Raw genomic sequence first — 13,640 nt, forward strand, 5'->3', positions numbered from 1 at the left:
GTGCGGTCGAACGGTCCTGCCGGACCGGCGATCGTTCCCGCTCCTTAAGCTCCGCCAACCGCGCATCAAGGACGCAAGCCCCATCATGGCGCCATTGCCGCTGTTCTTTTCGAGTATCGTCGTGCTCGACCGCAACACCCATCGCCAGACCCGCCTGGCCGCAGCCGAGCGGGCCTATGCCTTCGCGGCGGGCAGCCATCTCGTTCCGGCGCTGATGGCCGAGTTCGTGCTCGGCTGCCGCGATATGCCGATCCTGTTTCTGGAAGAAGCAGGCGTGGTCTCGCCGCTGTTCATGGTCGGAATGCGCAGCGGCCAGAACGATTTCGTCGACCCGACCGGGCGCTGGACCGGCCTGCACGCGCCGGCCTATCTCAGGCGCTATCCCTTCATCGGCGGTGAGGTCTCGCAGGAGCAGCACGTGATCTGCCTCGATGGCGGCTTTGCCGGGCTGCAGGACCAGGACGGCGAGCCGCTTTTCGGCGAAGATGGCGAGCCGAGCGGAATGCTCCAGCACGCCGTTGCCTTCGTCGGCGAATATGCCGATGCAGCCAGCGCGACCTCCGCTTTCACCGCCGCGCTGAAGGCGCTCGACCTGTTCCAGACGGTTTCGGTCGACATCCGCTCGCCCTCGGGCGAGAGCTCGAACTTCAACGGCTTTTCCGCGATCAGCGAGGAGAAGCTGAACGCCTTGCCGGAAGCGGCCTTCTGCGAGCTACGCAGCAAGGGCTACATCGCGCCGATCTATGCGCACCTGATCAGCATGACCAACTTCGGCGCGCTCGGTGACCGGGCAATGACGCGCAAGACGGCGTGAGAGGCCGGCTGTCGCAGGGCTTAGCCGGATCAATTATTCAGGAGATATGGAGCGGGCGATCGGGATCGAACCGACGACATTCAGCTTGGGAAGCTGACGTTCTACCACTGAACTACGCCCGCGGCGCCAGCATCGCGGGACCAGGCCCGCAGCCGACGAGAGCGATACATAGCGGCATCGCCGGACCGAGTCATCTCCCTTTGGAGGCCCGGTTCGCGATTCCCGCCGAAGTCATCTTCCATTCATGCGCATTGCCGCAACCATGTCGTATATTTGCTGCCCCGTCCGCGATTCTGCGGGCGATACGGTTTTCGAGGGAGGACGCGCGATGCGCATGACACGGATTTGCCGGGCCGGCCTGATCGCGCTCGCATTGCTCGCGCCGGGCGCCGCAGCCTTCGCGCAGGGCATCGAGTTCGGCCCCGGCGGCGTCAGGATCAACCCCGGCTACGAGCCGCGCGAGCGCTATGACCGGCGTCCGCCGCCGCCGCGCTATGACGGCATCAACGAGCGCGAGGCCGTCCGGATCGCACGCCGGCAGGGCGTCGAGGAGGTCGATCGCGTCCGCCCGACGCCGCGTGGCTGGGTCGTCGGCGGAACCGATCGCAATGGCGACGAGATTCGCGTGGTGATCTCGCGCGACGGCGACGTCGTCGACGTGCGCTGAGCGGCGTCGTTCAGCGCGCGCCGGTGCGCGTCGCCCAGCGGATGACCGCGAGATAGCCGCCGATCAGAATCGGGACTGCGGCGATACCGGCATAGTGGATCATGCTCATCGCTGGAGCGTGCCCGCCGATTGCAGTGCAATTGCGGCGCTGCAGCAAAATCGTGGCGATCAGTCGCGAAAATGCTTCGAGAGCTTCAGCGCCTGGCCCTGATAGTTCGACGTGCCGATCTGGCCGTAGAGCGCGTCGGGCACCGCCGCCATCCGCTCGAAAGCCAGCCGCCCGACGATCTGGCCGTCCTCCAGCAGGAAGGGCACCTCGTGGCTGCGCACCTCCAGCACGCCGCGGCTGCCCGGTGCGCCATTGGCGCCGATGCCGAATCCGGGGTCGAAGAAGCCGGCGTAATGCACCCGGAACTCGCCCATGGTCGGGTCGATCGGGGCCATCTCGGCTGCAAAACCCGGCGGAATATGCAGCTTTTCCTTCGAGGCCAGAATGTAGAACTGGTGCGGATCGAGGATCAGACGCTTCGCGCTGCGGGCAGGGATCGGCGTCCAGAAATCGTCGATGGCGTAGCTCGCGATCTTGTCGACGTCGATCACGTCGGTGAAGCGCTGCGCCTGATAGCCGATCGTCTCGCCGATATGGGAGCCGGCGAGATGAATGCTGAACTGCAGGCCGTTCTGGATGACGGGAACGCCATCGACCAGTGGCGTGTCCCGGTGGATCTCGCGCAGTTCCTTGTCGGAGACGCGAAAGCCGGCGGCCTCTTCCTGGCCGGAATTGCGTCGCCGGAAACGCAACTGGTTCAGCCGGCTGCCCTTGCGAACCTTGATCGAGAAGCTCGCCGGTGAGATTTCAGCGTAGAGCTTGCCCGAATAGCCGCCGGGCACGGTGTCGAACATGCTGGCGCGGTCGGCGATCAGCCGCGTAAACACGTCGAGCCGGCCGGTGGAGCTCTTCGGGTTGGCGAAGGCGGAGATCGTCGTCGGCAGGTCGTCGAGCGATTCCATCAGCTCGACGACGTAAACACCGTTCTTTTCCAGAATTGCGCCGTGCTCCAGCGAGACCTCGTCCTGCGTCAGATCGGAGAGCGCCTGCTCGACGCTCTTGTTCGGTCCGGGCAGAAAGCTGGCGCGAACGCGATAGGCCTTGTGCCCGAGGCGCAGGTCGAGGCTGGCCGGCTGGTACTGGCTTTCGACGAAAGCGCCCGATATCGACCGGATCATGTTCCGCTGGACCAGCTTGCGGATGTCCTGACGCGGCAGGACGCCGGCGGGTCCCGCCAGCGATGCGGACGGCTCGGCGAGATCGGACAGCATATTGGGCGACGCCGTCATGGCAATGCGCAGCTCTCTTCGGATTGTCAGGGATCGTAGCCCATAAGCCGCGATCCCAGCCAGACTGCGAGCTTTACCGGAAGGTTGTCCACGCGAGAATCATCCGGCTCCCCGCCGTCGCCAGCGTCAGCGCCGCAAAGCCATAGGCCAGCATGGCGAACTGTCCCGGCCAGATCAGCATCGCGGCAAAGCAGGCGATGGTCTCGGCGCCCTCGGCGAGGCCGGCGGTGAGGTAGAGCGATTTCGCGCCGCGTTGCGTCGTGGTCAGCCCGCGTTTGGCCGCCATGACCGCGAAGGCGAGGAAACTTGCGCCATTGACGTAGAAGGCAAACAGCAGGACTGCCACAGGCAGGGCGTTGGCGGCGGGATCGCGCAGCGCGAAAGCGAGCGGCACCGCGCCGTAGACGATGAAATCGCAGGTGATGTCGAGAAAGCCGCCGCGATCGGTGGCTTTTGTCGCCCGCGCCAACGCGCCATCGAGGCCATCGCAGAGGCGCGATGCGGCCAGTAAGGCAAGCGCCACAAGGTCCTGCCGCAAACCTGCGGCAAGCGCGCAGGCAACGCCAAGCGCGAGCCCCACCAGCGTCGCCTGGTCGGCGGTGAAACCGCGCCGCGCCAGCATTCGCCCGGCGGCGTCGAGCGGCGGATCGATGATGGAGCGCAGTCGGCCGTCGAACATCGGGGCTTGGTCCCGGCTGCATGGAGCCAGCGTCAGGATTGACGCTGGCGCCTGCGCGCCCATAACAGAAGTCGCGTTCGCCGGCCATGATCGGGCGGGAGCGCGCTTTGCGACGGAGCCCTGCGATGTATCAAGCGGAGACGCATGGCGTGCGCGTGACCGCCGCGCCGAAATTCATGGAAAGCGAATCCTCGCACGGGCAGGGCCGCTATTTCTGGGCCTACTCGATCGAGATCGTGAATCTCTCGCTGCAGACGGTGCAGTTGATGTCGCGGCACTGGTTCATCACCGACGGGCGCGGCGAACTGCATGAGGTGCGCGGCGAAGGCGTCATCGGCCAGCAGCCGGTGCTGCGACCCGGAGAAAGCTTCAGTTACACCTCGGGCTGCCCGTTGATGACGCCCGATGGCGCAATGCGCGGCTTTTACGCCATGCTGGGCGAGGATGGTGTGATCTTCGACGTCGAGGTGCCGCTGTTCCCGCTCGATTCGCCCTATGTGAAGAAGGTCTTGCATTGAACACCTCCCATCTTCCTGCCGGGCAGCGCGTCGCACCGCTCGAAATGCTCGCCCGCCTCGTCGCCTTCGACACGGTCAGTCACAAATCCAATCTGGAGCTGATCGCCTTCGTCGAGGCCTATCTCGCCGGCTGGGGCGTCGCGTCCGTGCGCATTCCCAATGCGACAGGCGACAAGGCGGCGCTGTTTGCCACCATCGGCCCGCAGGATCGCGGCGGCATCGTGCTGTCGGGCCATACCGATGTCGTGCCGGTCGAGGGGCAGGCCTGGAGCCGCGACCCGTTCACGCTGCATATCGCCGATGGCCGTGCTTATGGCCGGGGCGCGGTCGATATGAAGGGTTTCATCGCCCTGGCGCTGGCGCTGGTGCCTGATTTCCTCGCCGCGCAGCTCGCGACGCCGATCCACCTGTTCTTCTCCTATGACGAGGAGGTCACCTGTCTCGGCGTCGTCGACGGCATCGCCCGGATGGGACAAGATCTGCCGCGCCCGCGCGCCGTCATCGTCGGCGAGCCGACCTCGCTGGAGCTCGCCGACGCGCATAAGGGCATCCGTACCTTCTTCACGACGATCACGGGTTTTGCGGCGCATTCCTCCAAGCCGCATCTGGGCGCCAGCGCCGTCCATGCCGGCATCAGGCTCTCGGCCGGGCTGGTGGCGATTGCCGACGAGCTGGAAGGCAAGCTCGACGCCAGCGGGCGCTTCGATCCGCCCTATGACACCGTCCATGTCGGAAAATTCCATGGCGGCATCGCCCGCAACATCCTCGCCGACCGCTGCGACCTGTCATGGGAGGTGCGCACCCTGCCCGGCTCCGACACCGCGGACGTCCCGGCCCGTTTTGCAGCGCTCTCCGACGAGGTGCTCGCCCGCATGCGGAAAACCGCGCCGTCCTCCACGATCGAGACGGTGATGAGCTCCGACGTGCCAGGTCTCGCGCCCGATCCGGGCTCGGAGGCCGAGACACTAGTGATGCGGCTGGCCGGCCGCAACCGCACCATCGCGGTGGCCTATGCGACCGAAGCCGGGCATTTTCAGCGCGCGGGATTGCCGACCATCGTCTGCGGTCCGGGCTCGATCGATCAGGCCCACCAGCCCAACGAATACATCACGCTGGAGCAGTTTTCCGCCGGCGAGGGCTTCATGCGCAAGCTGATGGCTGAGTGCCGGAATTAGCCACTCCCGTGCTGGTCGGGCTTGTCCCGACCATCCACGTCTTCGGTCGCCGAGCGCTACGCCGAAGGCGTGGATGCTCGCCACAAGGGCGAGCATGACGGCGGCGATAAGACACCTGAGCCCGCGCCACGGAAGGCGCTTTCACTCAGCCGCCAGTCCGTCCTCGACCTCGCTCGCCTCGAAGGTGTAGCGCCGCGAGCAGAACTCGCAGGTCACGCCGAGCGTGCCGTCATCGGCGACCATCGCCTTGCGGTCCTCGCTCGAAAACCCGCGCAGCATGCCGAGCACGCGCTCGCGCGAACAGCGGCAGGCCTCGTTGACCAGAACCGGCTCGAACACGCGCGCGCCGCGCTCGTGGAACAGCCGGTAGAGCAGCCGCTCGCTCTCCAGCATCGGGTCGAGCAGTTCATGATCCTCGACCGTCTCGACGAGCGAACGCGCCTCCATCCAGGCATCGTCGCTGATGCCGTCGGGGTCGGTATTGGCCATGATCTCGTGGCCCTCCGGCGCATCGCCGGGGTGGATGTCGGCGGCTCGCAGCCGGTCGACCGAATGCGGCATGAACTGCACCAGAAGCCCTCCGGCGCGCCATTGCCGGCCCTCGCCGGTGACGATCGAGCCGACGCCGAGGCGGATCCGGCTTGGAATCTGCTCGGACTGGCGGAAATACTGATGCGCGGCTTCCTCGAGGCTCTGGCGGTTCAGCGCGACCACGCCCTGGTAGCGCGTCGTGGCCGAACCCTGGTCGACCGTCATGGCAAGATGGCCCTCGCCGAGCAGTTCGCCGGTCGAGAGCGCCCCGCTGGCGGTCGCCTGCTCCAGTTTGGCGGCGTCGATATGGGCGACGGCGCGGTAGCTGTCGGGCGCGTTGAAATCGACCACCATCATCGAGATTGGCCCGTCGCTCTTGGTCTGGAGCTGGAAACGGCCCTCGAATTTCAGCGCCGTTCCGAGCAGAACGGTCAGCGCGGCGGCTTCTCCAAGCACGCGCGAGACGGGTTCTGGATAGCCGTGCCGGCCGAGGATCGTGTCCAGCGAGGGGCCGAGCCGGACGACGCGTCCGCGCACGTCGAGATCGGGCACCGTGAACGGCACCACCCGGTCGTCCAGCGCGGCGATATCCGCGCCTCGGTCGTCGCCCGCCATCAGGCCGAAATCCCGCCAAAGCACCAGGCCAGGATGCCTTTCTGTGCGTGAAGCCGGTTTTCGGCCTCGTCGAACACGGCCGATTGCGGCCCGTCCATCACGGCGTCGGTAACCTCTTCGCCGCGCGAGGCGGGCAGGCAGTGCATGAAGATCGCGTCCTTTTCGGCGCGCTCCAGCAGCCTGTCGTCGACCTGATAGGGCCGCAGCAGATTGTGCCGCGTGCCCTCCTCGTCGCCCATCGAAACCCAGCAATCGGTGATGACGCAGTCGGCGCCTTCGACGGCAGCCTCCGGACGCGTCGTCAGGCGGATTTTCGCGCCCTGATCGCGGGCCCAGTCGATCAGGCCCGGCGGCGGCGCCAACTCGTCTGGCGTCGCGATGGCGAGTTCGAAATCGAGACGGCCGGCGGCATGCACCCAGGATGTCAGGACGTTGTTGGTGTCTCCGGTCCAGGCGATGCGCTTGCCCGCGATAGGCCCCTTGCGCTCCTCGAACGTCATCACATCGGCCATGACCTGGCAGGGGTGCTGGCGCTTGGTCAGGCCGTTGATCACCGGCACGGTGGCGTATTTCGCCATTTCGACCACGGAATCATGATCGAGCATGCGGATCATGATCGCGTCGACATAGCGCGACAGCACGCGCGCCGTGTCGGCGATGGTTTCGCGTTCGCCGAGCTCGATCTCCTGCCCGGTCACCATCATCGGCGAGCCGCCGAGTTCGCGGATGCCGACGTCGAAGGAGACGCGGGTGCGCAAGGACGGCTGCTCGAAGATCATGGCGATGACCTTGCCTTCGAGCAGGCGGTCTCCGGCCGCGTCGGGCGTGCGCCGGCGCGACTTGATCTGCTCGCCGGCGCGCAGGATGGCGCGGAGTTCGCCGGCGGAGAAATCGGAAAGGTCGAGGAAATGGCGCGTCACGGGCGCTTCCTTCACGTCACGAGACGGGTCTGGCGTGATTACTCGGCGGCCGGCCGCTTCAGCGTGGCCTCGATGCCGCGCGCCGCCTGGTCGAGCCGCGAGACCGCCTCGGCCACTTCCGCGTCGCTGATGATCAGCGGCGGCAGCAGGCGCACGACATTGTCGCCGGCCGCGACGACGAGCAGGCCCGCCGCACGCGCTTCCGCGACGAAATCGGTGTTGAGGGTGCGCAGCTTGAGCCCGAGCATCAGGCCTTCGCCACGGATTTCCTCGATCACGTCCGGGTGCTGGTCCTTGAGCTGCGCCAGCGACTGACGCAGGCGCAGGCCGAGCTGCGCGACGCGCTCGATGAAGCCGTCCTCCAGGATGACGTCGAGCACGGCGTTGCCGACCGCCATGGCGAGCGGATTGCCGCCGAAGGTCGTGCCATGCGTGCCCAGCGTCATGCCCGAGGCCGCGTCCTCGGTCGCGAGGCACGCACCCATCGGGAAGCCGCCGCCGATACCCTTGGCGATCGACATGATGTCGGGCGCGATGCCGTAATGCTCATGGGAGAAGAACTTGCCGGTCCGGCCGACGCCGGTCTGGATCTCGTCGAAGATCAGCATCAGGCCGTGCTCGTCGCAGAGTTCGCGCAGCAGCTTGAGGAAGCGCATCGGCACCGAGCGCAGGCCACCCTCGCCCTGGATCGGCTCGATCATCAGGGCTGCGGTCTCAGGGCCGATCGCGGCCTTCAGCGCCGTCTCGTCGTCGAAGCCTACCTGATCGAAGCCGGCGACCTTGGGGCCGAAGCCGTCGATGTATTTCTGCTGGCCGCCGGCCGCGATCGTCGCCAGCGTCCGGCCGTGGAATGCGCCCTCGAAGGTGATGATGCGGTAGCGCTCGGGATGCCCCTTCGCGGCATGGTATTTCCGCGCCATCTTGATCGCGCATTCGTTCGCCTCGGCGCCCGAATTGGTGAAGAAGACGCGTTCCGCAAAGGTCGCCTCGCAGAGCCGCCGCGCCAGCTTCTCGCCGTCGGGCATCGTGTAGAGGTTCGATGTGTGCCAGATGCGCTGCGCCTGCTCGGTCAGCGCCTTGACCAGATGAGGGTGCGCATGACCGAGCGCATTGACCGCGATGCCGGCGCCGAAATCGAGATAGCGCGTGCCGTCAGCCGTGATCGCCCAGGGGCCTTCGCCGCGCTCGAAAGCGACGGGCGCGCGCGCATAGGTCGGCAGCAATACGGAGGGTGATGCGGAAACAGCGGTCATGGGAGGGGTATCCTCGTGACGAAAAGCGAAGGATCGAAGGGGCTGATGCATAAGCGGGGGGCAGATGACGCCGGGCGGGAATGTGCCATGCCCATGCGACCTGCCGGCGACATCATCGTCGCAGCCCAGCCTCTCGTCGCATCGCCGTCATCATGACCAACGTCCCGATCCTTCAAAAACATAAGCGCCGCCCAAGGCGGGGCGGCTGCATGTGATAACTATGCGGGAGGGTCGCGGCACTGTCAATTCTGGCGCGGCCCGGTTCAGGTCATAGGCCGTTGCTGCAGCACGCGATTTCCTATCGCTTTACCGGATGGATGCATTACTTCTCTCAGCCCTTCCTCCGGATGCTTCCGCGCCATGCCGCTTCCCCACAAGCTCGTCATCTACGAGAGCAATCTCGGCAGTGTCCTGCGGCATCTCCAGCCTCGCCCGGCCTCCGCGACGGGACCGGACACGCGCTTCTCCGAATATGACCGCCTTCCGCTGCGCTTCGACCTCGAGCTGAGTCCGGAGGCGTTCGCCATCGTTCGCAACTCCATGGTCGGCCAGCAACTCGTTCTGGAGATGGTCACGGTCGTCAACGATCTCGTCCGTACCCGCGTGATGGGCTTCGCCAGCACGGGTCAGGCCCAGAACCGCAGCTTCCGCACGCGTGTCGAAGGCGTGCTGACGCAAGGTGGGATCGAACTGGGCAGGCGGGTTGAACGGCTGCTGGCTCGCCATGCCGAGATGGACCAGGCGTGGGGCAAGTATTTCCGGGGCCAGCGCAAGGACCTGATCTTTGCCGCGATCGGCATCGGCCTGACGGTTGCGAGCGTCGCCCTCGTCGTGCCGACGGGCGGGGTCAGCATCGGGATCACGATCGCCGCCGGCGCCAAATCCGTCGCGGAGGCGGTCAAGAAGCTCTCGGAATGCTGGCGCACCGCCGATGAGCAGCGCAAGAAGGTCGAGACTTCCATCAAGGTGCTGCTCGATGCCTATCTCAAGAGCGTTCATCGCGGCCGTGCGATCCAGATCACCGGCGCGGTCATCGACACGATCGGTATATTGACCGTCGCCGAGGCGCTCCCTTTCGTGCGTAACCAGCTGATGCCGAACGTCTCCAGGATCAAGTCGGACATGGAGGTCCACAAGGGCAAGCTCGGGCATCTTTATGTCGAGGCCAACCGGCTCTCCGGCCAGCTCTTCGAGCTGCTCGACCAGATCGACGAGTGGAAGCGGCAAAATCCCGGTCAGACCATGCCGAATCTGGCCAAGGTCGAAGCGAGAATCGACCAGCTGCTCGACTCCGGCGTGCGTAAATTCATGTTCCGCGACAAGCTCACCATCGCCGGTGCCTATTCGCGCTACGAGGCCGGGATGCAGGCGCACGAGACGCTGACCACGCAGTTCCAGCAGCTGCAGGGCCTGGAAACCCATCCCCGCCAGGTCGAAATCATTCGCGGGGTGATCAAGATCCTGGGCAAACTCGCCTATATCGGCGCTGGCTACGGAGCAGGGCTCGATTCCGAATCCGTCGGCCTTATCAATGCCGGGTCCGCCACCTCGATCAGCTCGCTGACCGCGACGGTGGTCGGCGATGCCATCGGGACGACAGCGGACTTCATCGAATTCTCCGGGCATGTGAAGGGAGATGCGCCGGCCAGCGCCGTTCATGCGGCGGCGCACAGCATCACGGCAAGCTACGCGTCGTTGCCCGTCGTTCCTCCGCCGAGGCCGCAGCAGCTGCAGGTGACGCGCGGGACGGCGCCAAGACCCGCTCCTCGCGCGCCGCCCCAAACGCCCCGGCCCCTGCCGGCGCAGACGGTGCAGACCGCGCCGCAACGGCCTGCGCCGCCGCGGCCACCCCCGCGGCCTTATCGCGGCCCGTGACGAGCAGAAAGCGCGAGCGCCCATCTGGCGAAGCAGCCTGGCGCCCTCATGCGACACGGCCGTTGTATGCCGCAACGTCAGCGTTGCAGAAGAGATTCACCTTGACGCGACTTTCGCAAATGGACTGGGGAAAAGCCGTTTTCTGATTCGGCGACTCTTGTCGCCGAGTCGCGCCATCTTGTAGGGTCGCGTCAGTCAGATACGACATCTCGTGCGGCGTCCCCTGTACCGACAGTTTTTGCTGTAACGGCTTCCGTTTTGCGACGGGCGCTGCCGGTATCGGATTCCGCCATGATCCGCCCGTAAAGCCAGCCCGCAAGGCGCTGGCCGGAAAGAACAGGTGAAGCCGATGAATGAAGCCGGAGCATGGACGGAAGACCGGGTCGAGCTTCTCAAGAAGCTCTGGAGCGACGGTTTGAGCGCCAGCCAGATCGCGGGCGAGCTCGGCAGCGTCACGCGCAATGCCGTGATCGGCAAGGTGCATCGCCTCGGCCTGTCGGGCCGCGCGAAGAATCCGGCCGCCGCCTCGAGCGCGCCCCGCGCCACTCCCGTGCGCAAGCCGACGACCCGCTCGCCCAGCCACCCGATGACCGGGCAGGGCGCAGGCGGCATGACCCGCGGCGCGAATGCGCTCGCGCCGCAATTCGCCACCGAAGCCGAGATCGAGACGCAGCCGGCGCCCGCTTTGTCGGAGGATGTCGTGGTGCCGTTCTCCGAGCGCGTCACCATCATGGATCTGCGCGAGTATATGTGCCGCTGGCCGATGGGCGATCCGACGACGCCGGAATTCCGCTTCTGCGGCGGCCGCTCGCAGACCGGCATGCCCTACTGCACCTACCACTCCCGCATCGCCTACCAGCCCGCCGCCGATCGCAGGCGCGACCGTAGCCGGATGGCCGCGCGGGTGTGAAGACGGTTCAACGCAGGATCTGAGGAAGCCGGCCGAAAGGCCGGCTTTTTCTTTGGCGCGCTGGATAAGCAACGCTAATGGCTGCGCTTCCCGCCCTGCGCCTCCAGATGCCGACTCCAGCGCGACAGGCCGTAGCAGAGCAGCCAGTAGATCGAGCCGGAGAAGGCATAGGCCTCCATGCTCATGCCGACCCAGTTCGGGTCGGCGAGCGAGGCCTGTGCGATGCCGAGCAGATCGAGGATAGAGACCACCAGCACCAGCGTGGTGTTCTTCAGCAGCGCGATGATCTCGTTGGTCATCGCCGGCAGCGAGATGCGCAGCGCCTGTGGCAGCACGATCAGCCCCGTCGCCTTCCAGTAGTTCAGCCCGAGTGCGGTCGCAGCCTCGCGCTGGCCCTGCGGCAGCGCCTGCAGGCCGCCGCGGATGGCCTCCGCCATATAGGCGGCGATGCAGAAGCCGAGCCCGATCACGGCGCGCGCCAGCCTGTCGACGCCGATGCCCGAGGGCATGATCAGCGGCAGCAGCAGCGAGGCGAGAAAGATCACCGCGATGATCGGCACGCCGCGCCAGAACTCGATGAAAAGCACGCTGACGAGCCGGATCAGCGGCAATTGCGACTGCCGCCCGAGTGCGAAGACGATACCGAGCGGGATCGCGATCAGGCTCGAATAGATCGCGATGAACAGGGTCAGCATCAGCCCGCCCCATTCGCGCGTCTCCACGGGACGCAAGCCCAGGCCGCCGGCCAGCAGCCAGATGCCGAGCGGCGGCAGCACGACGAGCGCGGCGAGGCCGAGCCGGAGCTTCAGCCGCTGCGGCGCAAACACGATCGCTGCCGCCGCCAGCACGAAGACGATGCCGGTCAGGTCGGCGCGCCAGCGCTGGTCCGGCGGATAGAGCCCGTACATGAACTGCCCGAAGCGGGCGCTGATGAAGACCCAGCAGGCGCCGCCGGGCGTGCAGTCGTTGCGCGAGGTTCCGACCCATGTCGCGTCGATCAGCGCCCAGCGGATGATCGGGATCGCCAGCCAGACGATGGCAAGCGCGATCAGCAGCGTGACGACGCCCGCCATCGGCGTAGCGAACAGGCGCTGGCGCCAGAGCGGCAATGCCGCGGTGCTCATTGCGGCTGCGCTCATCGCGTCACCAGTGCGATCTTGGCATTGTACCAGTTCATGAAGGCGGAGACGGCAAGCCCGATGACGAGATAGACCGCCAGCGTCATCGCGATGATCTCGATCGCCTGGCCGGTGTTGTTCAGCGCCGAGCCCATGAACAGGCTGACCACGTCGGGATAGGCGATCGCCGCGCCGAAGGACGAGTTTTTCAGCACGTTGAGATACTGGTTCGTCAGCGGCGGGATCATCACGCGCAGCGCTTGCGGGATGGTGACGAGCCGCAGCGTCTGCGTGCGCTGGAGACCGAGCGCCGAGGACGCTTCGATCTGGCCATGCGGCACCGCCTGGATGCCGCCGCGCACGATTTCGGCGATGAAGCCGGCGGTATAGGTCACCAGCGCCGCCAGCAACGCGACGAATTCCGGGATCACGACGAAGCCGCCGCGATAGTTGAAGCCGCGCAGTACGGGGATATCCCAGCGCGTCGCCAGGCTAGCCCATGTGAAGGCGAGAATGGGGATCAGCACCACGAGGGCGGCGCCGACCAACAGCACCGGCGCGTCGCGCCCGGTCGCGTCCTTGCGCCGGCGCGCCCACAGCGCAAACAGCCATTGCGCCAGCCATGCCAGCAGCATCACGATCGCGGCCATGCGGAAATTCGCCGGCGCGTCGGGCAGCGCGATGGTCAGGCCGCGATTGTTCAGGAAGGCGACGCCGAAGACGCTGAGGCTGTCGCGCGGGGCGGGCAGGGCGGCGATAACGCCGAAATACCAGAACAGAACGAAGAACAGCAGCGGGATGTTGCGGACGAACTCGATATAGGCCCCCGCGATCGTCGAGAGCAGCCAGTGCGACGAGAGCCGGGCGATACCGATGACGAAGCCGAGCGCCGTCGCCAGCACCAGCGCGAGCGCGGTGACCAGCAGGGTGTTGGCGACGCCGGCCCAAAACAGCGCGAAGATCGTGTCCGACTGCGTATAGCTCGTCAGCACGAACGGCACGTCGATGCCGGAATTGCGCCAGAGGAAGTCGAAGCCCGAGGCGATGCCGGCCTTGACCATGTTCTCGGACGCATTGCGAACAAAATATATGGTCAGGCCGACGAGCCCGACGACGACCGCAGCCTGATAGATCAGGTCGCGGACGCGCTTGTCGTTGAGGAGGGCGAAGGCTTTGGTCACGGCGTCACGGCCTTGGGCAGGTTGTATCCTGAAACACCGCGTCATT

13 protein-coding genes and 1 tRNA gene are annotated in these 13,640 nt (G+C 66.2%); 6 read left to right on the forward strand and 8 right to left on the reverse strand.

Annotated elements, in window-relative coordinates:
- Positions 1-85: 85 nt before the first annotated feature.
- Complete coding sequence (locus tag AC1DZY_RS12645; protein ID WP_476820460.1) at positions 86-814, forward strand: SapC family protein; 729 nt, start codon at positions 86-88, stop codon at positions 812-814.
- A gap of 47 nt (positions 815-861) precedes the next feature.
- Here the strand turns inward: AC1DZY_RS12645 and AC1DZY_RS12650 are convergent.
- Positions 862-936: transfer RNA gene (locus AC1DZY_RS12650), tRNA-Gly, on the reverse strand.
- 212 nt (positions 937-1,148) lie between these two features.
- Between AC1DZY_RS12650 and AC1DZY_RS12655 the strand changes: the two genes are divergently transcribed.
- Entirely contained in the window at positions 1,149-1,481 is a 333-nt protein-coding gene (locus tag AC1DZY_RS12655) for a PepSY domain-containing protein (RefSeq protein WP_476820461.1), read from the forward strand.
- Between the two features lie 168 nt (positions 1,482-1,649).
- On the opposite strand, the gene AC1DZY_RS12660 is transcribed toward AC1DZY_RS12655, so the two are convergent.
- Positions 1,650-2,819, reverse strand: a complete 1,170-nt coding sequence (locus tag AC1DZY_RS12660) for a 2'-deoxycytidine 5'-triphosphate deaminase (RefSeq protein WP_476820462.1) — start codon at positions 2,817-2,819, stop codon at positions 1,650-1,652.
- Between the two features lie 73 nt (positions 2,820-2,892).
- Positions 2,893-3,498, reverse strand: a complete 606-nt coding sequence (locus tag AC1DZY_RS12665) for a CDP-alcohol phosphatidyltransferase family protein (RefSeq protein ID WP_476820463.1) — start codon at positions 3,496-3,498, stop codon at positions 2,893-2,895.
- A gap of 125 nt (positions 3,499-3,623) precedes the next feature.
- Here AC1DZY_RS12665 and apaG point away from each other — a divergent pair, with 125 nt between their 5' ends.
- Positions 3,624-4,016 carry a Co2+/Mg2+ efflux protein ApaG gene (apaG, locus tag AC1DZY_RS12670; RefSeq protein WP_476820464.1) on the forward strand — a complete coding sequence of 131 codons (393 nt, stop codon included), beginning with the start codon at positions 3,624-3,626 and terminating at the stop codon, positions 4,014-4,016.
- Positions 4,013-5,191, forward strand: a complete 1,179-nt coding sequence (argE, locus tag AC1DZY_RS12675) for an acetylornithine deacetylase (protein ID WP_476820465.1) — start codon at positions 4,013-4,015, stop codon at positions 5,189-5,191. The genes apaG and argE overlap by 4 nt, the downstream gene beginning before the upstream one ends.
- Before the next feature lie 141 nt (positions 5,192-5,332).
- Here argE and AC1DZY_RS12680 read toward each other — a convergent pair whose 3' ends face one another.
- From AC1DZY_RS12680 to AC1DZY_RS12690, 3 genes are read right to left on the reverse strand one after another with little or no spacing between them, the layout of a single operon-like run.
- Positions 5,333-6,337: an Hsp33 family molecular chaperone gene (locus tag AC1DZY_RS12680; protein ID WP_476820466.1), complete on the reverse strand. Its 1,005-nt coding sequence runs from the start codon at positions 6,335-6,337 to the stop codon at positions 5,333-5,335.
- Positions 6,337-7,257, reverse strand: a complete 921-nt coding sequence (gene argF, locus AC1DZY_RS12685; RefSeq protein WP_476820467.1) for an ornithine carbamoyltransferase — start codon at positions 7,255-7,257, stop codon at positions 6,337-6,339. The genes AC1DZY_RS12680 and argF overlap by 1 nt, the downstream gene beginning before the upstream one ends.
- 38 nt (positions 7,258-7,295) lie before the next feature.
- Positions 7,296-8,510, reverse strand: a complete 1,215-nt coding sequence (locus AC1DZY_RS12690; RefSeq protein WP_476820468.1) for an acetylornithine transaminase — start codon at positions 8,508-8,510, stop codon at positions 7,296-7,298.
- 360 nt (positions 8,511-8,870) lie between these two features.
- Between AC1DZY_RS12690 and AC1DZY_RS12695 the strand changes: the two genes are divergently transcribed.
- Together AC1DZY_RS12695 and AC1DZY_RS12700 are read left to right on the forward strand one after the other, a co-directional pair.
- Positions 8,871-10,385 carry a hypothetical protein gene (locus AC1DZY_RS12695; protein ID WP_476820469.1) on the forward strand — a complete coding sequence of 505 codons (1,515 nt, stop codon included), beginning with the start codon at positions 8,871-8,873 and terminating at the stop codon, positions 10,383-10,385.
- 349 nt (positions 10,386-10,734) lie between these two features.
- Positions 10,735-11,295, forward strand: coding sequence for a GcrA family cell cycle regulator (locus tag AC1DZY_RS12700; protein WP_476820531.1), 561 nt, complete (start codon positions 10,735-10,737; stop codon positions 11,293-11,295).
- Between the two features lie 74 nt (positions 11,296-11,369).
- Here AC1DZY_RS12700 and AC1DZY_RS12705 read toward each other — a convergent pair whose 3' ends face one another.
- The gene (locus tag AC1DZY_RS12705) at positions 11,370-12,419 is read right to left on the reverse strand and encodes an amino acid ABC transporter permease (RefSeq protein ID WP_476820470.1); all 1,050 of its coding nucleotides are present in this window, start codon (positions 12,417-12,419) and stop codon (positions 11,370-11,372) included.
- An 11-nt stretch (positions 12,420-12,430) separates the two neighbouring features.
- Positions 12,431-13,594 carry an amino acid ABC transporter permease gene (locus AC1DZY_RS12710; protein ID WP_476820471.1) on the reverse strand — a complete coding sequence of 388 codons (1,164 nt, stop codon included), beginning with the start codon at positions 13,592-13,594 and terminating at the stop codon, positions 12,431-12,433.
- Positions 13,595-13,640: the final 46 nt, after the last annotated feature.

This window comes from Allobosea sp. P2_A10 (genome assembly GCF_056405115.1).